At 71.1% G+C, this 18,823-nt stretch carries 19 protein-coding genes and 1 riboswitch; of the genes, 9 read left to right on the forward strand and 10 right to left on the reverse strand.

Annotation, left to right across the window (positions count from 1 at the left end; all coding sequences use genetic code 11):
- Nucleotides 1-98 precede the first annotated feature (98 nt).
- A complete protein-coding gene (locus OHA11_RS34830; RefSeq protein WP_266503096.1) occupies nt 99-2,075 on the reverse strand; it encodes an anthranilate synthase family protein in 1,977 nt (658 codons plus the stop codon).
- 107 nt (nt 2,076-2,182) lie between these two features.
- Complete coding sequence (locus OHA11_RS48585; RefSeq protein ID WP_353962958.1) at nt 2,183-2,371, reverse strand: trp operon leader peptide; 189 nt, start codon at nt 2,369-2,371, stop codon at nt 2,183-2,185.
- A gap of 20 nt (nt 2,372-2,391) precedes the next feature.
- Between OHA11_RS48585 and OHA11_RS34835 the strand changes: the two genes are divergently transcribed.
- Together OHA11_RS34835 and OHA11_RS34840 are read left to right on the forward strand one after the other, a co-directional pair.
- Nucleotides 2,392-3,744: a class II 3-deoxy-7-phosphoheptulonate synthase gene (locus tag OHA11_RS34835; RefSeq protein WP_266503099.1), complete on the forward strand. Its 1,353-nt coding sequence runs from the start codon at nt 2,392-2,394 to the stop codon at nt 3,742-3,744.
- Between the two features lie 164 nt (nt 3,745-3,908).
- Nucleotides 3,909-4,151: a bacterioferritin-associated ferredoxin gene (locus OHA11_RS34840; RefSeq protein WP_266503100.1), complete on the forward strand. Its 243-nt coding sequence runs from the start codon at nt 3,909-3,911 to the stop codon at nt 4,149-4,151.
- 27 nt (nt 4,152-4,178) lie between these two features.
- Here OHA11_RS34840 and bfr read toward each other — a convergent pair whose 3' ends face one another.
- The gene (bfr, locus tag OHA11_RS34845) at nt 4,179-4,658 is read right to left on the reverse strand and encodes a bacterioferritin (RefSeq protein ID WP_266503102.1); all 480 of its coding nucleotides are present in this window, start codon (nt 4,656-4,658) and stop codon (nt 4,179-4,181) included.
- Nucleotides 4,659-4,843: 185 nt separating this feature from the next.
- Here bfr and OHA11_RS34850 point away from each other — a divergent pair, with 185 nt between their 5' ends.
- A complete protein-coding gene (locus OHA11_RS34850; RefSeq protein ID WP_266503105.1) occupies nt 4,844-5,476 on the forward strand; it encodes a sulfite oxidase-like oxidoreductase in 633 nt (210 codons plus the stop codon).
- Nucleotides 5,477-5,510: 34 nt separating this feature from the next.
- Here OHA11_RS34850 and OHA11_RS34855 read toward each other — a convergent pair whose 3' ends face one another.
- The 5 genes from OHA11_RS34855 to thiO form a co-directional block, all read right to left on the reverse strand.
- A complete protein-coding gene (locus tag OHA11_RS34855) occupies nt 5,511-6,380 on the reverse strand; it encodes a deoxyribonuclease IV (protein ID WP_266503106.1) in 870 nt (289 codons plus the stop codon).
- A gap of 110 nt (nt 6,381-6,490) precedes the next feature.
- The gene (gene pknB, locus OHA11_RS34860) at nt 6,491-8,458 is read right to left on the reverse strand and encodes a Stk1 family PASTA domain-containing Ser/Thr kinase (RefSeq protein WP_266503107.1); all 1,968 of its coding nucleotides are present in this window, start codon (nt 8,456-8,458) and stop codon (nt 6,491-6,493) included.
- A 142-nt stretch (nt 8,459-8,600) separates the two neighbouring features.
- A complete protein-coding gene (locus OHA11_RS34865) occupies nt 8,601-9,395 on the reverse strand; it encodes a thiazole synthase (RefSeq protein ID WP_266503108.1) in 795 nt (264 codons plus the stop codon).
- A gap of 3 nt (nt 9,396-9,398) precedes the next feature.
- Nucleotides 9,399-9,599 carry a sulfur carrier protein ThiS gene (gene thiS / locus OHA11_RS34870; protein ID WP_266507667.1) on the reverse strand — a complete coding sequence of 67 codons (201 nt, stop codon included), beginning with the start codon at nt 9,597-9,599 and terminating at the stop codon, nt 9,399-9,401.
- A 23-nt stretch (nt 9,600-9,622) separates the two neighbouring features.
- The gene (thiO, locus tag OHA11_RS34875) at nt 9,623-10,849 is read right to left on the reverse strand and encodes a glycine oxidase ThiO (protein ID WP_266503110.1); all 1,227 of its coding nucleotides are present in this window, start codon (nt 10,847-10,849) and stop codon (nt 9,623-9,625) included.
- Nucleotides 10,847-10,960, reverse strand: a riboswitch (TPP riboswitch). It overlaps the preceding gene by 3 nt.
- A gap of 52 nt (nt 10,961-11,012) precedes the next feature.
- Between thiO and OHA11_RS34880 the strand changes: the two genes are divergently transcribed.
- From OHA11_RS34880 to OHA11_RS34905, 6 genes are all read left to right on the forward strand, one after another.
- On the forward strand, nt 11,013-11,357 hold the full coding sequence (locus OHA11_RS34880) for a hypothetical protein (RefSeq protein WP_266503111.1): 345 nt from the start codon (nt 11,013-11,015) through the stop codon (nt 11,355-11,357).
- A gap of 144 nt (nt 11,358-11,501) precedes the next feature.
- Nucleotides 11,502-12,665, forward strand: a complete 1,164-nt coding sequence (locus tag OHA11_RS34885) for an NAD(P)/FAD-dependent oxidoreductase (protein WP_266507669.1) — start codon at nt 11,502-11,504, stop codon at nt 12,663-12,665.
- Nucleotides 12,666-12,849: 184 nt separating this feature from the next.
- Entirely contained in the window at nt 12,850-13,221 is a 372-nt protein-coding gene (locus OHA11_RS34890; protein WP_266503112.1) for an Rv2175c family DNA-binding protein, read from the forward strand.
- A gap of 117 nt (nt 13,222-13,338) precedes the next feature.
- Nucleotides 13,339-13,989: a thiamine phosphate synthase gene (gene thiE, locus OHA11_RS34895; protein ID WP_266503114.1), complete on the forward strand. Its 651-nt coding sequence runs from the start codon at nt 13,339-13,341 to the stop codon at nt 13,987-13,989.
- 89 nt (nt 13,990-14,078) lie between these two features.
- Nucleotides 14,079-15,002 (forward strand): methylenetetrahydrofolate reductase [NAD(P)H], encoded by a 924-nt coding sequence (metF, locus tag OHA11_RS34900; RefSeq protein WP_266503115.1) that lies wholly within the window; start codon nt 14,079-14,081, stop codon nt 15,000-15,002.
- 57 nt (nt 15,003-15,059) lie between these two features.
- Nucleotides 15,060-16,055, forward strand: a complete 996-nt coding sequence (locus tag OHA11_RS34905; protein WP_266503116.1) for a hypothetical protein — start codon at nt 15,060-15,062, stop codon at nt 16,053-16,055.
- Between the two features lie 48 nt (nt 16,056-16,103).
- Here the strand turns inward: OHA11_RS34905 and OHA11_RS34910 are convergent, their stop codons facing one another.
- Nucleotides 16,104-17,639 (reverse strand): NAD(P)/FAD-dependent oxidoreductase, encoded by a 1,536-nt coding sequence (locus OHA11_RS34910; RefSeq protein WP_266503118.1) that lies wholly within the window; start codon nt 17,637-17,639, stop codon nt 16,104-16,106.
- Between the two features lie 252 nt (nt 17,640-17,891).
- Complete coding sequence (locus tag OHA11_RS34915; RefSeq protein WP_266503120.1) at nt 17,892-18,506, reverse strand: DUF4126 domain-containing protein; 615 nt, start codon at nt 18,504-18,506, stop codon at nt 17,892-17,894.
- Between the last annotated feature and the right edge of the window lie 317 nt (nt 18,507-18,823).

The raw sequence follows: 18,823 nt of genomic DNA on the forward strand, positions 1-18,823 counted from the left end.
CCACCGTCCCTGCCTCGGGGGCGCTGCCCCCGAACCCCCGCTCCTCAAACGCCGGAGGGCTGACGAGTAGCCCGTCCGGCGTTTGAGGACGAGGTCGTTCAGGCCGACAGCGGGGGGCTGGGGGCGCAGCCCCCAGAAGGGACGATGGGGGTCCCCCCGCTCGAGCGAAGCCGGGAGTGGGGGAGGGTAGGGGCGTCGGGGGCGAAGACCCTCGTGCCCGCCCCTGCCCGCACCTGTCCCACCAGTTCCCGTACGACGTCCACGCCGCGCAGCGTCAGCACCGACTCCGGGTGGAACTGGACCCCGGCGAAGCCGGCCCCGCGCAGCGCGTGCACCTCGCCCACCCCACTGCGGCTGACCTCGACCCCATGCGCCGCCAGTTCCACCGCCGCCTCCTCGTCGCACCGCGCCACGAAGCTGTTGTAGAAGCCGACGGTCTCCGTCCGCCCGAAGAGGCCGATGTCCGTCTGGGCACCCTGGTAGGGGACTTCCTTCCGGACGATCTCCAGGCCCAGCTCCGCCGCGATCAGCTCATGCCCGAGGCAGACCCCCAGCACGCCGTGCCGGTGGCTCCGGATCACCTCCGCGGTCAGGCCGCGCAGAAAGGCCATCTTCGGGTCAGTCATGTCCGAGGGGTCGCCCGGACCGGGCCCGAGCACCAGCGGACCCTCGTGCGCGAGCACCGTCTCCCGCAGTCCCGGCTCGTCGTACCGCCGGACGGTCACCTCAAGCCCCGACGAGCACAGCAGATGCGCGAGCATCGCCGTGAACGTGTCCTCCCCGTCCACCACGAGCGCATGGCCCTCCAGTTCGGCCGACCGCTCCTGCATCCGCAGCCAGAACGGCGCCAGCGCGGCCCGCCGCCCATCGAGTGCCGCCCGCACCCGGGGGTCGTCCGCGAGGTCTGCCCGTACCTTCTCCGCGCCGGGCCGTCCGGGGCGTACCCCCAGCGCGGCCAGCACCCCGGCCGCCTTCGCATGCGTCTCGGCGACCTCGCTCGCCGGATCCGACCCGCGTACGAGCGTCGCGCCGACCGGGACCCGCAGCCGCCCGCCCGCGTCGATGTCGGCGGTCCTGATGAGGATGGGGGAGTCGAGGGTCTGGGCCCCGCCGGAATCGCGCCCGATCAGCGCCAGTGCCCCCGCGTAGTACCCGCGCCCGCCGACCTCGTGCCGCTCGATGACCCGGCAGGCGTTCTGCACCGGCGACCCGGTGACCGTCGCCGCGAACATGGTCTCCTTCAGCACCTCGCGGACGTCGAGCGACGACTTGCCCCGCAACTCGTACTCGGTGTGCGCGAGATGGGCCATCTCCTTCAGTCGCGGCCCGATCACGACGCCGCCCATGTCGCCGACCGTGCACATCATCTTGAGCTCCTCGTCGACGACCATCGAGAGCTCCTCGATCTCCTTGCCGTCGGCCAGGAACTCCAGCAGGTCCTCGGGCGTCGGCCCCTCGGCGGGGTAGCGGTACGTCCCGCTGATCGGGTTCATGACGACCGTCCCGCCGGACATCCGGACGTGCACCTCCGGGCTTGCCCCGACCAGCGTCCGCTCTCCGGTGTGCACGACGAACGTCCAGTACGCCCCGCGCTCACCGACCAGCAGCCGCCGGAAGAGAGCCAGCGCGTCGGCCCGTCCGAACCCCGGGATCTCCCCCTCGTACGTCCGCCGGATGACGAAGTTCGCGCCCTCGCCCCGCCCGATCTCCTCGCGCAGCACCCGCCCGACGATCTCCGCGTACGCCTCGTCCGCGACGTCGAAGCCACCGCCCTCGACCCGCACTTCGTGCACGGGCAGCTCGGACAGGGCCTGCTCCAGGGGGAGTTCGTACGACTCCTGAGGGGTGAGCACGGCCAGCGGGGTGCCGTCGTCGCGGACGTCGAAGCCGCGCTCGCGGATCTGGCGGTACGGGATGAGGGCAAGTCCCTCGGGGATGTCGGCCAGCCGTTCGTACTCGGTGACCGGGCCGAGCAGCAGCTCGACGGTGTCGCTCTTGTCGGCGGAGCGGCCCGGCGTGCGGCGGCGCAGCAGGGCGAACGGGCGGGGATCGTCCAGCAGGTCGACCAGGTTCATGGGTCGTGCTCCTTCTCCGTGGGATTCGGTGGAGAGGAACGGCCCGGTCGCGGAAACACCGAAGGCCGCCCCTCGGGCGGCCTTCGCGAAGTCTTGCGTACGCGCAGTCAGTGGGCCGCCGGATGAGCGGTCCACCACCAGTTCTGGATCGAGTTCTGGATCGAGTGCGCGAACATGCGCCGCACCCTACCCCATGCGAAACCCTGTGTGACGGCGTACATACGGCGTACACGTCGGGGCTTTCGATCGAGCGCGGTCTGTCTCAATTGATGAGCATGGAGATGGACGCCCGACATGACCCCGTAATGTTGATGTCGTGACCGTGAACGCTAAGTCCAGCGCGAGCGCTGGCAACACCTGGCGAGACCTGCCCGCGGCGCAGCAGCCCGAGTACCCCGATGCCGAGGCTCTGCGCGATGTGATCGCGGACCTCGAGTCGTATCCGCCGCTCGTCTTCGCCGGCGAGTGCGACCAGCTGCGCGCCCGGCTGGGAGCCGTCGCCAAGGGCGAGGCGTTCCTGCTCCAGGGCGGCGACTGCGCCGAGGCCTTCGACGCCGTGTCGGCCGACCACATCCGCAACAAGCTCAAGACCCTGCTCCAGATGGGTGCCGTCCTCACGTACGCGGCGTCCGTGCCCGTCGTGAAGGTCGGCCGCATCGCCGGCCAGTACTCCAAGCCCCGCTCCAAGGGGACCGAGACCCGTGACGGCGTGACCCTGCCGACCTACCGCGGCGACTCGGTCAACGGCTTCGACTTCAACGAGAAGTCCAGGATCCCGGACCCCGAGCGCCTGAAGCGGATGTACAACGCCTCCGCCTCCACGCTCAACCTCGTCCGAGCCTTCACCACCGGCGGCTACGCGGATCTGCGCCAGGTGCACGCCTGGAACCAGGACTTCGTGCGGACCTCGCCGTCCGGGCAGCGCTACGAGCAGCTGGCGCGCGAGATCGACCAGGCGCTCAACTTCATGCACGCCTGCGGGGCAGACCCGGAGGAGTTCAAGACCGTCGAGTTCTACGCCTCCCACGAGGCGCTGCTCCTCGACTACGAATCGGCGCTGACCAGGGTCGACTCCCGTACGGGCCGTCTGTACGACGTGTCGGGCCACATGGTGTGGATCGGTGAGCGCACCCGTCAGCTGGACGGCGCGCACATCGAGTTCGCCTCGAAGATCCGCAACCCGATCGGGATCAAGCTGGGCCCGACCACGACGGCCGAGGACGCGCTGCAGTACATCGAGCGCCTCGATCCGGACCGTGAGCCCGGCCGGCTGACCTTCATCGTCCGCATGGGCGCCGACAAGGTCCGCGACAAGCTCCCCGAGCTGGTCGAGAAGGTCACCGCCTCGGGCGCGACCGTCGCCTGGATCACCGACCCGATGCACGGCAACACGTACGAGGCGGCCTCCGGCCACAAGACCCGCCGCTTCGACGACGTGCTCGACGAGGTCAAGGGCTTCTTCGAGGTCCACAAGGGCCTGGGCACGCACCCGGGCGGCATCCACGTCGAGCTCACCGGTGACGACGTCACCGAGTGCGTGGGCGGCGGCGACGAGATCTTCGTCGACGACCTGCACCAGCGCTACGAGACGGCCTGCGACCCGCGCCTGAACCGCAGCCAGTCCCTGGACCTGGCGTTCCTGGTGGCGGAGATGTACCGGGACCAGTAGCAGATCAGCAGCCGTTTCGGTTGTTACCAGCGCATGTGGTGGGGCGCGGATCACATACGATCCGCGCCCCACCACACTTTTGCGGCTCCGAGTCTACGGGTAAGGTTAGGTTTGCCTCACCGATTATCGGGATGGCGCGACGACCCAACGAATCCCGTCGGGAGGTGAACCGCGTGTACGTCTGCAACTGCTTCGGGGTGACCGAGGCGCAGGTGAAGAAGCACGCGGAGGGCGGTGCCTGCACCCCCCGGCAGATAGCGTCGGCCTGCAAGGCGGGCACCGACTGTGGTTCGTGCGTACGACGCATTCAGGCGCTGCTGGGCAGGGACGCGTGCCCCCGGCGCGAGCTGGCCGACCAGGGCATGCCCGTGCTCGCCGAGGTGGAAGAGCTGGAAGAGGCCGCCTGAGCCGACTCGCCGCCCGGCCGACTCCGCTCAGCTGTCCGGCTGCTCGATGAGCTGTGCGATGTAGAGCGCCTCGCCGAGCTTCTCCACCAGTTCGAGCTGGGTGTCCAGATAGTCGATGTGGTGCTCCTCGTCCTCGAGGATCGACTCGAAGATGTTCGCGGACGTGATGTCGCCCTTGGTCCGCATCACCTCGATACCGCGCTTGAGCCGGTCGATCGCCTCGACCTCGACCTGTCGGTCCGCCTGGAACATCTCGGTGACCGTCTGCCCGACCCGGACATGGAACAGCCGCTGGTAGTTCGGCAGGCCTTCGAGGAAGAGGATCCGGTCGGTGAGTACCTCCGCGTGCTTCATCTCGTCGAAGGACTCGTGCCGCGTGTACTTCGCGAGCTTCGTCCAGCCGAAGTTCTCCTGCATCTTCGCGTGCAGGAAGTACTGATTGATCGCGGTGAGCTCGCCGGTCAGCTGCTCGTTGAGGAATTCGATGACCTCGGGATCGCCCTGCATCGCAGAGGCTCCTTCCGAACGGGGGGAACTGGCTGGTTGCGCCGCATGATTGCACCGGTGTCGAAGATCGTCCAGTAAGTGCATGCTCAGTAAGTTAGTGCTTGCTTAGTTCTGTTTGGGGTGGTTTGTCGGGGCCGGTGGGTACCTGGTCATGTCCACCGTCCCGGGTCTGTCAGGATGGAGTCATGGGTCAGCCGGTGGGTCGTGAATCTGGAGAAGCAGCGCAGTCGGAGCTTCCGCCGGGGCAGCGACTACAGCGGGGCTGGCCGGTCACGCACTACGGCCCCGTACCGAAGTTCCGCCCCGAGCGCTGGGAGTTCAGGGTCTTCGGCGCCACCGCCGACAGCGAGAAGCACTGCTGGACCCACGACGAGTTCACCGCCCTGCCGTACGCCACGGTCGTGGCCGATCTGCACTGCGTCACCAAGTTCAGCATGATCGGCGCGGAGTGGGGCGGCATCCCCGCTCGTACGATCCTGGAGATCGCGCCGCCCGCACCCACCGTCACCCATGTGATGGTCTGGGCGGAGTACGGCTTCAGTGCGAATCTGCGCCTCGACGACTTCGCGTCCGAGCGCGCCATCTTCGCCACCCACAAGGACGGCGAACTGCTCACCGCGGAACACGGCTTCCCGCTCCGCCTCGTCGTCCCGCATCTGTACGCGTGGAAGGGCCCCAAGTGGGTCCGCGGTGTCGAGTACATGACCGCCGACCGTCGCGGTTTCTGGGAGGAGCGCGGCTACCACAACGTCGGCGACCCCTGGAGTGAGCAGCGCTACTCGTACCAGGAGAAGCCGGGGGACGGTCCCGAGCTCTGAGCCTCGGCCCGCCCTGAGTCCGCTGAGCCCCTTCTCAGCCGTCCCGGAGCTTCTTCAGCCGCTCCACGTCCGCCGCGTGTCCTTCCTTGCCGCCGGGTGTCTCGATGATCAGCGGTACGCCCTCGGTGGCGGGGTGGGTCATCAGTGCGCGGAACGGATCCTCGCCGATGTGCCCCGCGCCGATGTTCTCGTGCCGGTCCTTGTGGGCGCCGACCACGTCCTTGGAGTCGTTGGCATGGATCAGTTTCAGCCGGCCCTCGCCGACCGTGTCCACCAGCAGGTCGAGCGTCTGGTGCATCCCGCTGGGCCCGGTGAGGTCGTGGCCCGCCGCGAAGATGTGGCAGGTGTCCAGGCAGATGCCCAGCTTCGGGTGGGCGTCGAGCGCCTCGAAGTACGGCCCGAAGTCCCATGTCCGTGAGCAGAGTGAAGCGCCCTGTCCGGCGGTCGACTCCAGCAGGAGGAACGGGTCGTCGTCGTGGGTCAGCTCGTCGAGCACCGGCAGCAGGTACTCGCGCACCTGCCGGAGCGCGACCGAGCGCTCCCGGCCGCCGGTCGCCGAGCCCGTGTGCACGACGACGCCCAGCGCCCCGATCGCCCGCCCGCGACGCAGCGAGTGCCGCAGCGACTCCACCGACTTCTCCGCGGTCGCCTCGGTGTGCGAGCCGAAGTTGATCAGGTACGGCGCGTGGACGTACGCGGGGATCGACCGTTCGGCGCACGCCGTGCGGAACTCCTCGTCCTGGAGCGGGTTTCCGGGCGGTGTCGCCCAGCCGCGCGGGTTGGCGACGAAGACCTGGACGGTCTCGGCGGCCAGCTCGCGCGCGTACGAGAGGCCGACGGAGGCGAGGCCTCCGGCGACGGGGACATGGCCGCCGACGGGGTTGCGGGACTGCTGAGTGCTCACCCCTTCAGGGTGTCACGCGGTCCCGGTCACCCGGTCGGCGGCCATGTCCCCGTGTGCCTGTGTGCCCTGCGTATCTGTGGCCCGTGTGCCGTTGTGCCCGTCCGTGTCTGTCAGCGGATCTCGATGGTGATCGTCGATCCCTCGGGCGCCGTGTCGCCGCCGTCCACCGACTGGCCCTCGACCGTGTCGCCGAAGAGACCGAGCAGACCGCGGTCCTCCTCGACCTTGAAACCGGCCGCTTCCAGCTCCTGCTTCGCGTCGTCGACGCTGTCGCCCACGACGTCCGGGACCTCGATCATCTCCGGGCCCTTGGACACCGTCAGCGTGACGGTGTCGCCCCCGGCCGCCTGGCGCTCGGGGTCCGGCGACTGCTTGGCGACCTGGCCGGCCTCGTACTCGGACGAGACCTGCTCGGCAGCCACCTCGACCGTCAGGCCGGCGTCCTCCAGCTCCCGCTTCGCGTCGGCGAGGTCGTCGCCGACGACGTCGGGCACGTCCACCGGGCGGCCCTTGCTGATGGTGAGCGCGATCGCCGAACCGCCGCGGCGCTCGGTGCCTGCCCCCGGCTCGGTACCGACCACGAAGCCCACCGGAACGTCGTCGCTGAAGGACTTGGTGACCATGCCCGCCTCCAGGCCCTCGCTCTTCAGGCGCTCCTTGGCCTTGTCCAGCGAGTAACCCCCGAGGTCCGGCACGCGCACGATCTCCGGGCCCTTGGAGACCGTCAGCGTCACGGAGTCGTTGTCCCGGATCCGGGCGCCGGGCTTCGGGTCGCTGCTGATGACCCTGCCGGGCTTGACGGTGTCGCTGTTCGCGCGCTTGACCGGCTTCACTTCGAGCCCGGCGTCCTCGAGCCGCTGCTTGGCCACCGCCTCGGTCTGGTCGAGCACCGCCGGGACCTTGGTGAACTGGCCGGAGTTGATGTACCAGACACCCGCGCCGAGGCCGAGGGCCAGCAGCACCACGGCGACGATCGCCAGCACGCCGCGGCGCGGTGTCGCGGTACGGCCGCCGCGTCCGCGGCGCGGTGTCGCGGTACGGCCGCCGCGTCCGCGGCGCGGCGGGTCCGGCGGCGGGGACGGCAGGAAGCTCGTGCGGTGCAGCTCGGCGTCGTCGCCGTTCACCGGGAGCGGGCGCGGCACCGACAGCGCGAGCGGGATCACGCTCGTACGGTCGTCGGTGTTCTGGTGGTCCGTGGCGAGAGCCTGCGGCGGCACGGCGTCCAGCTGGTCGGTGCTCAGCCCGCTCCGCGCGTCCCGGACCTGCGCGAGGAGCGCCACCGCGTCGTACGGACGGATCTCGGGATTGCGCGCGGTGGCCGAGGTGACCAGCTCGTCGAGTTCGTAGGCCAGGCCGGGCACGCTCGCCGACGGCTGGGGCACGTCCTCGTGGAGGTGCTTGTAGAGCACCACGGCGGGCGAGTCCCCCAGGTGCGGCCGGTCGCCGGTCAACATCTCGAAGAGGAGGATGCCACAGGCGTACACATCGACCCGGGGATCGGTCGTGCCGTGTTCAATCTGCTCCGGCGCGAGATACGACACCGTGCCGAGCAGGGCCCCCGTCGTGCTGGTGACCGTGTCCACGGCCCGTACGAGACCGAAGTCCGCCACCTTCACCCGGCCGTCGTCCCCTATCAGGACGTTCTCCGGCTTCATGTCGCGGTGCACGAACCCGGCGCGGTGCGCGGCGCCGAGCGCGGCGAGGACCGGCTCCAGGATGTCGAGCGCGGCCCGCGGCTGCAGCGCCCCGCGCTCGCGCAGCACGTCGCGCAGGGTGCAGCCGGCCACGTACTCCATCGCCAGATAGACGTAGCCGCCGTCCGCGCCCTGGTCGAAGACCTGCACCACGTTCGGGTGCGCGAGCCGGGCCACCGACTTCGCCTCGCGGATGAAGCGGTCCACGAACGTGGCGTCCGCGGCCAGGCCCGGGTGCATCACCTTGAGCGCGAGCACCCGGTCCAGACGGGTGTCGACGGCCCGGTAGACCGTGGCCATCCCGCCGACGGCGATGCGCGCGTCGACGCGATAGCGGCCGTCGAGCACGTGCCCGACGAGCGGGTCCTGAAGCGTCGTATCCACGCAGGTGAGTGTACGAGCCGCCACTGTCAACGCCGCCCGTACGGGCGATTCCGGGGCGCTACTGCAGCCGAGCTGTGACGCACGTCGCACGACGGCGACCGCGGCGCGGCGGCCGTATTCGGACAGGCGTTCAGGCCAAGCATCAGAAAGCGGGCCTTTCCGGGTCCAAGCGGGCGACGCCCTCCACAGGGGACGACGCCTCGGCGAAGTGGCGGCGCGGAATGCGCCCCGCGCGGTACGCGAGCCGGCCCGCCTCCACCGCGTGCCGCATGCCCTCGGCCATGAGCACCGGCTCCTGCGCCCGTGTCACGGCCGAGGCGAGCATCACACCCGCGCACCCCAGCTCCATGGCGAGCGCGGCGTCCGACGCCGTACCGGCACCCGCGTCCAGGATCACCGGCACGCGCGCGTGCTCCACGATCAGCTGGAAGTTGTGCGGGTTGCGGATGCCGAGCCCGGACCCGATCGGCGACCCGAGCGGCATGACCGCGGCGCAGCCCACGTCCTCCAGTCTGCGGGCGAGCACCGGGTCGTCGTTCGTGTACGGGAGGACCGTGAAGCCGTCGTCGACCAGGGTCTCGGCGGCGTCGAGCAGTTCGATCGGGTCGGGCAGCAGCGTGCGCTCGTCGGCGATGACCTCCAGCTTGACGAGGTCCGTACCGAGCGCCTCACGCGCGAGACGGGCCGTCAGAACGGCCTCCCCGGCGGTGAAACAGCCCGCGGTGTTCGGCAGCACGCGGATGCCCAGCCGGTCGAGCACGGACAGCACCGAGCCGTGCGCCTTCGGGCTCACGCGGCGCATCGCGACCGTCGTCAGCTCGGTGCCGGACGCGACGAGCGAGCGCTCCAGGACGTCGAGGCTGGGCGCGCCGCCGGTACCCATGATCAGACGGGACGTGAAGGACGTACCGCCGAGGACGAAGGGGTCGTCGGCCATGGGTCAGCCTCCTTGGACGGCGGTGAGGACTTCGACGCGGTCTCCCTCGGAGAGGAGGGTCTTCGACCACTGCGCGCGCGGGACGACGGTTTCGTTGAGGGCGGCGGCGACACCGGAGGGGGCCGCCGTGAGCGCGGCGACGAGGGTGTCGAGGGCGGTGTCCGCGGCCAGCTGCCGCCGCTCCCCGTTGACGAAGACGCTCATGCTCGTACGCGCTGCTCCGACGCTCATGCGGGCTGCTCCGAGAGCGCGGCGGTGCCGAACCGCCTGGGCGTGAACGGGCGGGCCTCGTCCGGGAGTTCACCGGTGGTCAGGGCGTGCGCCATGGCGTCCCCGGTGACGGGCGTGAGCAGCACACCGTTGCGGAAGTGGCCGGTCGCAAGGAGCAGCCCCGGGAGCTCGGTCGGGCCGAGCAGAGGCGCGTTGTCGGGGGAGCCCGGGCGCAGTCCGGCCCGCGTCTCGGTGAGCGGCAGTTCGGTGATGCCGGGGACGAGTTCGTGGGCGTCCCGCAGCAGCTCGTACACGCCGCCCGCGGTCACCGTGGTGTCCCAGCCCAGCTCCTCGCTGGTCGCGCCGACGACCAGTTCGCCGCTCTCCCGCGGCACCAGGTAGATGTGGCTGCCGCGGACGACGGCACGCACGCTGCGGCTCAGGAAGGGCGCGTACCGCTTCGGGATCGCCAGCCGCAGCACCTGTCCCTTCACGGGGCGCACCGGTGGCAGCACGTCGCCGGGGACGCCCGCGAGGCGTCCGCTGAGACTGCCCGCGGCGAGGACGACCTGGCCCGCCGAAAGCGCGGTGCCGTCCGTCGTCACGACGCCGACGGCCCGGTCCCGTACGACGGTCAGGCGGTCGGCCCACGTCCAGTGGAAGGTCACCCCGGCCCGCTCGCAGGCCGTGACCAGGGCCGCGGCGAGCCGCCGCGGATCGACCTGGTGGTCGCTGTCGACCCGCAGTCCGCCGCGCACGCCCGGCGCGAGCATCGGCTCCAGACGCCGGCACTCACGGCCGCTGAGCCACTCCGACTCCAGGCCCGACCGGCGTTGCAGGGCGTGCACTTCGCGCAGATGGGCACGGTCGTCGGCGTCGAGCGCGACGGCCAGCGCGCCGCACTGCCGGTATCCGATGTCCTGGCCGGTCGCCTCGGTCAGCTCGGCCGCGAAGGCCGGATAGCGGCGCGCCGAGGCCAGATTGAGGCCGAGCAGCGTCTGCTCGCCGTAGTGGAGTTCGGTGACGGCGGCCAGCATCCCGGCCGCGACCTGCGCGGCGCCGCCGCCGGGTTCGGGATCCACGAGCGCGGTCGTGAACCCGCGCTGCGCGGCCCGCCAGGCCGTGACGAGGCCGATGATGCCGCCCCCGACGACCAGGACGTCCGAGGTACGCGATGCCTCGGGTGAGGTGCGCGATGCAACGGGCGTATCGGATGCGTCGGGTGTCTCCGGTGTACGCGACATGGGCGTCCAGCCCCTCCCTTCGCCGGCATGACCCGGATCAGGTTCGTACGGTCGGAGGCCGTCCCAGCCTCCCTCTCAGCCCGGTGCGTCCGGACTCCCGCGAGTGCTTTACGTTGGCCACCCTAGCCCTTCGCCCCGACAGCCTGTAAGGGAGCCCTCACGCATGGCCCGCTCGCTCGACGGCCTCGTCCTCTCACCGGTCGCCGACCAGGCCCCGGGCCAGGTGGGGACGTGCACCCGCTTCGCGTACCACGAGAAGGACGGCGAGATCTGGGCCGAGTACGCGGGCGGCGACGTCGTACGCGGCCACCTGGTGGGCACGCGCGAGGACGACCGGCTCGACTTCCGGTACGTCCAGCTGAAGGCGGACGGCACCACGTCGTCGGGGCACTGCGTCTCCCTGGTCGTCGACCTCGCCGACGGGCGGGTACGCCTGGAGGAGACCTGGGAGTGGGAGTCCCAGGAGGGCAGCGGGACGAGTGTGGTCGAAGAGGTCACCGACGCCTGACGCTGTGCAACAGCTCACTGATCGTGCCCCCTGACCGACGATTTCGCGAGTGTCTATGGTGATCAGGTGAGTGAGCAGACGCAGGGGCGGACGCAGGGACAGGGCCCGGCGGCGCGACGCGGCGCCGTGATCGTCGGTGCGGGCATGGCGGGCGTCCAGACGGCCGTCGCCCTGCGGGAACGGGGCTTCACCGGAAGCGTGACGCTGATCGGCGCGGAGCCCCACCAGCCGTACGACCGGCCCCCGCTGTCCAAGGCCGTCCTGCTCGGAAAGGCCGAGGGCTCCGCCTTCGACGTCGACTTCGAGGCCCTCGACGTGGAGCTCCGCCTGGGGCTCGAAGTGACCGGCGTACGCCCCGCGCGGCACGAGCTCGACACCGGCGACGGTCCGGTTCCGTACGACGTCCTGGTCGTCGCCACGGGAGCGGAACCGATCCAACTGCCGGGCGCCGAGGGCGTACCCGGCGTCCATCTGCTGCGCACGCTGGACGACGCCGAGCGGCTGCGCCCCGTCCTCGCCCGGCAGCACGACATCGTCGTGGTGGGCGCGGGCTGGATCGGCGCGGAGTTCGCCACGGCGGCGCGCGAGGCGGGCTGCGCGGTGACCGTCGTCGAGGCCGCCGACCGGCCGCTCGCGGGCGCGCTGCCCGACGACGTGGCCGCTCCCATGGCCGCCTGGTACGCGGACAGCGGGACGGTGCTGCGCACCCACGCGCGCGTGCAGCGCGTCGAGCCGGGTGCGGTGGTCCTCGACGACGGCTCGCGGCTGCCCGCGGACGCCGTCGTCGTCGGCATCGGGGCCCGGCCCGCCACGGCCTGGCTGGCCGGCTCCGGGATCGACCTCGGCGCCCATCGCGAGGTCGTCGCGGACGACCGCCTGCGCACCTCCGTACCGGACGTCTACGCGGTCGGCGACTGTGCCTCGTTCCCGTCGGGCCGCTACGGAGAGCGCCTGCTGGTCCACCACTGGGACAACGCCCTCCAGGGCCCGCGCACGGTCGCCGCGAACATCGTCGGCGAGACGTCCGCCGTGTACGACCCCGTGCCGTACTTCTGGTCCGAACAGTTCGGCCGCTTCGTCCAGTACGCGGGCCATCACGCGTCCGCCGACAGCACGGTCCGGCGTGGCGACCCGGCCGGACCGTCCTGGTCGGTGTGCTGGCTCCGCGAGGACCGCCTGGTCGCGATCCTGGCCGTGGGGAGGCCGCGGGATCTGGCGCAGGGGAAGCGGCTGATCGAGGCGGGCACGCCGATGGACTCCGGGCTCCTCGCGGATCCCGCACTGCCGCTCAAGGGCGCGACGGCCTGAGCGCTCAGCCTCGGCGCTCCGCTGGAAGGCCGTCCGATGGCTGCGGGCCGTCCGTGGCTGGTCGCAAAGTTCCCCGCGCCCCTGAAGGGCGCGGCCCTGTGTGAGGGGCCGTGGGGCCGCGGGCGTGACACGGTCGCACCGGCCTGGGTACCGAGTGTCAGTCCGAGATGGCAGGCTTGTGTTCGTGACCGAGATTGACGTAAAGATCGATGCTCTCGTCCCCGCCTGGCTCACCCTCCCCGACATCGCCGAACAGCTCGGCGTCGAGGTGACCCGCGTCCGGCAGCTGGTCAAGGAAGGCCAGCTCATCGCCGTACGCCGTGGTGAGAACCGCGCGCTGCACGTTCCCGCCGCCTTCATCGACGGGACCGAACAGAAGGTCGTCAAGGGCCTGTCCGGCACCTTGACGCTCCTGCGGGACGACGGCTTCACCGACGAAGAGATGCTCGAGTGGCTCTTCACGCCCGACGAGAGCCTGCCCGGCACCCCCGCGCAGGCCCTGAGCGAGAATCGCGGCACGGAGGTGAAGCGCCGCGCCCAGGCGCTCGCCGTCTGACCTGATCACGCCGTCCGGCGTACGGGCCGCGCTCCCTTACGGCCCGTACGCCACCGACTATGGTCCGTAGCCACCGGCCACGGCCCGTACGTCACGACCGACACGGGGGACCCACGCATGCCCGCATCCACCGCACGCGACCGGCTCGCCGATGCCCGGGTCTACCTCTGTACGGACGCGCGCAAGCGCCAGGGCGACCTCGCCGCCTTCCTGGACGAGGTCCTGGCGAACGGCGTGGACATCGTGCAGCTGCGGGACAAGGGCATGGAGGCGGCCGAGGAGCTGGAGCACCTCGCCGTCCTCGCGGACGCCTGCCGCAGGCACGGCACGCTGCTCGCGGTGAACGACCGGGCGGACGTCGCCCACGCCATCGGCGCCGACGTGCTGCACCTGGGCCAGGGCGACCTTCCGGTACCGGCCGCCCGGGCGATCCTCGGCGCCGACGTCCTGATCGGCCGCTCCACGCACGCGGAGCCGGAGGCCGCTGCCGCTGCCGTCCAGGAGGGCGTGGACTACTTCTGCACCGGCCCCTGCTGGCCGACCCCCACCAAGCCCGGCCGCCACGCGCCGGGCCTCGACCTGGTCCGGTACACGGCCGCGCTTGCCACGGACCGTCCCTGGTTCGCCATCGGCGGCATCGACCTCGGCAACCTCGACGAGGTGGTCGAAGCGGGCGCCCGCCGCGTCGTCGTCGTACGGGCGATCACGGAGGCCGACGACCCTGGCGCGGCGGCGGCGGAGTTCGCGAAGCGTCTGCGTCACGCGTAGGCGTCCGAGGGATGGACAACAAATCGACAAACCGGGCAAATTCTCAAGATCCGGTTGGGAGACCGTCGACCCCTGACTAACCTGCGGGTATGGCCCTTGGATCTGCGTCCACCAGGACTGACCGCGCGCGCACTGTGCGTGACATGCTCGCTACCGGCAAGGCGACGTACTCGTTCGAGTTCTCCGCGCCGAAAACCCCGAAGGGCGAGCGGAACCTGTGGAACGCGCTCCGTCGGGTCGAGGCCGTGGCCCCCGACTTCGTGTCGGTGACGTACGGCGCGGGCGGTTCGACCCGGGCGGGCACGGTCAAGGAGACCCAGCAGATCGTCGCCGACACGACCCTGACCCCGGTCGCCCACCTCACCGCGGTCAACCACTCCATCGCGGAACTGCGCAACATCATCGGCCAGTTCGCGGACGCCGGGATCCGGAACATGCTCGCGGTGCGCGGCGACCCGCCCGGTGACCCGATGGCCGACTGGGTGGCGCACCCCGAGGGCCTGACGTACGCGGCCGAACTCGTCCGGCTCATCAAGGAGTCCGGCGACTTCTGTGTGGGCGTCGCGGCGTTTCCCGAGATGCACCCGCGCTCGGCCGACTGGGACCGAGACGTCGCCCACTTTGTCGACAAGTGCCGGGCCGGCGCGGACTACGCGATCACGCAGATGTTCTTCCAGCCGGAGTCGTATCTACGGCTGCGCGACCGGGTCGACGCGGCGGGCTGCGCGACCCCGGTCATCCCCGAGGTCATGCCGGTCACCAGCGTGAAGATGCTGGAACGGCTGCCCAAGCTCAGCAACGCCTCGTTCCCTGACGCCCTGAAAGAGCGGATCCTCACAGCCAAAGACGATCCGGCGGCTGTACGCTCCATTGGCATTGAGTTCGCTACGGAGTTCTGCGCGAGGCTGCTGGCCGAGGGAATCCCCGGATTGCATTTCATTACGCTGAACAACTCCACCGCGACGCTGGAAATCTACGAGAACCTGGGCCTGCATCACCCACAGCAGGCCTAGACCGGTCGCATAGTCGTACGCAACACTGCGTAGCGGCCACCTGGGAGAGGGGCGTACATGGGCTGGACGGTCCTCTACATCGCGTTCGGCATCGTCGCGCTGTGGCTGCTCGGTGAGGTGCTGCTGCAGTACAAGGCGCGGCTGCGCTGGCGGCTGCTGGCCTTCGCGGGCTTCCTCGGTGTGGTCATCGGTGTCCTGATTCCGTCCGTGGTGGTCATCGGCCTGGGTGCCGCGGCCTTCGCCGTCGGGCAGACGTACGTCACGCTGTCGTTCCGCAGCGGCTTCGCGGCCGGCTGGGCCGTCAGCGGCCTCGGCGGCGGACGCGAGGGCGCCAGCAAGCGCCGCCGCGGCGAGGAGCGCAAGGACCCGACGCTGGAAGTCACCGACCTCCAGGCCGCGGAAAGCGACAGCGGAACGTATCCTCGCCAGGACTTCGCCCAGGACGACGCCTTCGGGCGGGACGACTCGGTCTTCGGCCAGCGTCCCCAGACCGCCGCGGAGTCGACCTCCGTCTACGAGCCGCAGCCCATTCCGGACGACACGGGTCAGTACGGCGTCTACAGCGACACGGCCTACGCCGCCGCCACCGACCAGGCGTACGCGGCCGCCGCCCAGGCGCAGGGCCAGGGGCAGGCGCAGGCCCAGGACCCGCTCGGCCAGAACTACGGCTACGACGGCTACTCCGGCTACGACCAGCAGCAGTACGGCTACGACACCGGGCAGCAGCAGTACGCCGCCTACTCCGACCCGTACGTCGGCACGCAGGCCTATGACGCCGCGTCGTACGGCCAGCCCTACGACGCCTCGCAGCAGCAGTACGCGCAGCAGGGCTACACCCAGGACCCGTACGCCACCAACGGCGGCTACGCCAGTGAGACCCCGGCCGGCGGTGTCTGGGTGCCGCAGCAGCGCAACACCGAGGACCCGTACGGCGGCGAACTCCCGCCGGAGCAGCAGTATCCGTACGACGGCAACGGAAACGGGAACAACGGCACCAACGGGAGCAACGGACAGCAGCAGGGCGGCGGGTACGACGAGCAGTATCGATTCTGAGTGAGCCGATACTGACCGGGGTTCGACGCGCCCCGGTCGCCCCGTCACTCACTGCGAGCCCTGGAAGTCCGGCCCCTCCACGATGAGTCCGGCGACCAGCGCGCCGGACATGCCCGCGTGCGGCAGCCCGCCGCCGGGGTGCGCCCAGCCGCCGACCGTGAACAGGCCCGGTATGCGCGTGCTGTTGGCGGGCCGCAGCAGTGTGCCGTCCGCACCGGCCAGCGCGGGAGCGGGCACGGCGCCCTCCTTGGCACCGGTCTCCCGCTCCGTGTCCACCGGGGTGCGGACCTCGCGCCACAGCACGCGCTCGCGCAGACCAGGCACCGCCCGCCCGGCGGCTGAGACCATACGGTCGGCGAAGGCGTCCGCGGCACCGGCCGCTGTCCAGTCGTAGTGAGCCAAGGACGGCACCGTCGCCGTGAGCACCACGGACTCGTGGTCGTCGTCCGGGCGCAGCAGCGGATCGTCCGGCCGGTCCACCCACACGGTGGGCCGCGTCGCCGCCCACACGGTGGGCCGTGTCGCCGGCCTGCCGATCTCGAAGACGGTCCTCTCGTCGGCCCGGTCCGTGGTGTGCACGACCGTGCGGTGTACGGCGCCCGGCTCGCGCGGGCCGCGCAGGGCGAGGCAGACGACGGCCTTTCCACAGGCCAGGGACCCGGAGCGCGGCTCGGGCCCGTCGCCCTCGTACAGGTCCTCGCGACTCGTCAGGTCCGCCAGGAGTTCCGGCGGGCCGCCCACGACGAAGTCGGCCTCGGCGACGGTCCCGTCGCGCAGCTCCACGCCGGCCGCCCGGCCGTCCTTCTCCGCGACCGAGACGACCTCCGCGTCGAAGACGAACTCCACCCGGCGGGCCGCACACCGCTCGTACACGGCGCGCGCCAACTCCCGGATCCCGCCGCGCACATACCAGGCGCCGAAGGCGTGCTCCATGTAGGGCAGGACCGCCGCGCTCGCCGGGGCGGTGTCCGGGTCGAGGCCGTACGCGAGCGCGTGGCTCTCCAGGAGGGCGGTGAGACGGGGATCGGCCAGCTCCCACGCGCCGACCTCCGCGAGGGTCCGTGCCGTGCGGGTGCGCAGCAGCCGGCGCTGCCGCAGTGCGGGGTAGGGCTCGCGCTCGCCCAGTACCTGCCAGTTGGGCCACAGCGGCTCTTCCAGGAGGGGGCGGCGTGTCCGGTCCCAGGCCTCGCGGGCCCGGATCAGGAAGTCGCCCCAGCGCTCGCCCGCGCCTGCCCCGAGGGCCTCGCCCAGGGCCGAGACGACGCCCGCGCGGGAGGCGTTCGGCAGCGAGACCTCCGTGCCGTCCGCGAAGACGTGCCGCGCCGCCGGGTCGACCTGGACCAGGTCGACGCATGCCTCCAGGGGCTCCTTGCCCGTCTTGATGAACAAGTCGCGGTAGACCGCGGGCAGCTGGAGCAGCCCCGGGCCGGTGTCGAAGGCGAAGCCGTCGCGCTCGAAGCGGCCCACCGCCCCGCCGTACGTCGCCGCGCGCTCGTACACCACCACCCGGTGGCCCGCGACGGCCAGCCGGGCAGCGGTCGCCATCGCGCCCATCCCGGCGCCGATCACCGCGATTCGTGCCATGCCACGGACTGTATCGGCCGCCACTGACAACCGGTCTCCGGCTCTGTGCGGCAGCGGCTCGCCGGGCGGTCGGCCGAGGCGGCGCGGCGGGCGCTGAGGGGCGGCTGGGGTCGGCCAGGAGCTACCCGTGGCCTGGGAGTCGGGCCCCGGGCCCGGGAGTCGGCCGAGGTCGGCCAGGGGGCCTGGCAGGTCCTGTCAGGTCCTGCCAGGGCCTGACTGGGCCTGACTGGGCCTGACTGGGGCGGTCGGAGGTCAGCCCGGTGGTCGGCTCACCACTCCCGTGAGCCGTTTCTCCTCGCGGCGCTGGGCCCTGCGGCGCAGGAACCGTCTGATCCGCGAGACCAGGAAGTAGAGCACCACCAGACCGGCCAGCAGCAGGACGCCCGCGATGATCGCCGCGGCCTCCGGGTTGAACATCGCGAAGGTGATGATCCCGGCGACTCCGAGATCCTCGGCGGTGCTCATCACGAAGTTGCTGAACGGCTCCGGCGACGTGTTGATCGCCATCCGCGTCCCGGCCTTGATGGCGTGGCTCGCCAGCGCCGACGAGCCGCCGATCGCGCCGGCCACCAGATCGGGCAGCGAACCGCTCTGCCCGGCCAGCAGGGCCGCGACGACGGCCCCGGACACCGGGCGGATCACGGTGTGGACGGTGTCCCACACCGAATCCACGTACGGGATCTTGTCGGCGACGGCCTCGCAGGCGAACAGGACGCCCGCCGCTATGAGGACCTCAGGGCGCTGCAGCGACTCGGGCACTTCGTCGGTCAGCCCGGTCGCGCCGAATATGCCGAGGAGCAGCACCACCGCGTACGCGTTGACGCCGCTGGCCCAGCCGCTGGTGAAGACGAGGGGGAGTACGGACACGGACGCGATCGTAACCAGTCGGCAACGGCGCGTCCTGGGCATGAGTGCGGACGACTGAGTATCCGTACCTAGTGAGTGAGTTGAGTACGCGCGCGGATGGGTGCCGACCTGCGCGAACGGGAGAGTGGAGGCACGGAAGGGGGCGCGGCTCCGGAACCGCCGACACGGGGCGGCGGAACGGTGCAGCGCCCTTGTCCGCTCCTTCCGCCGGCAACTCGGCGGGAGTGAGCCACGGGGGGACCCGGGGGAGACCGGAACGGGGGAACCAACGGGGGAGTACGGGGAAACACGGGGGAGCACAAAAGGGGCGCCGATCC

Source organism: Streptomyces sp. NBC_00878, from assembly GCF_026341515.1.
Taxonomy (GTDB): domain Bacteria; phylum Actinomycetota; class Actinomycetes; order Streptomycetales; family Streptomycetaceae; genus Streptomyces.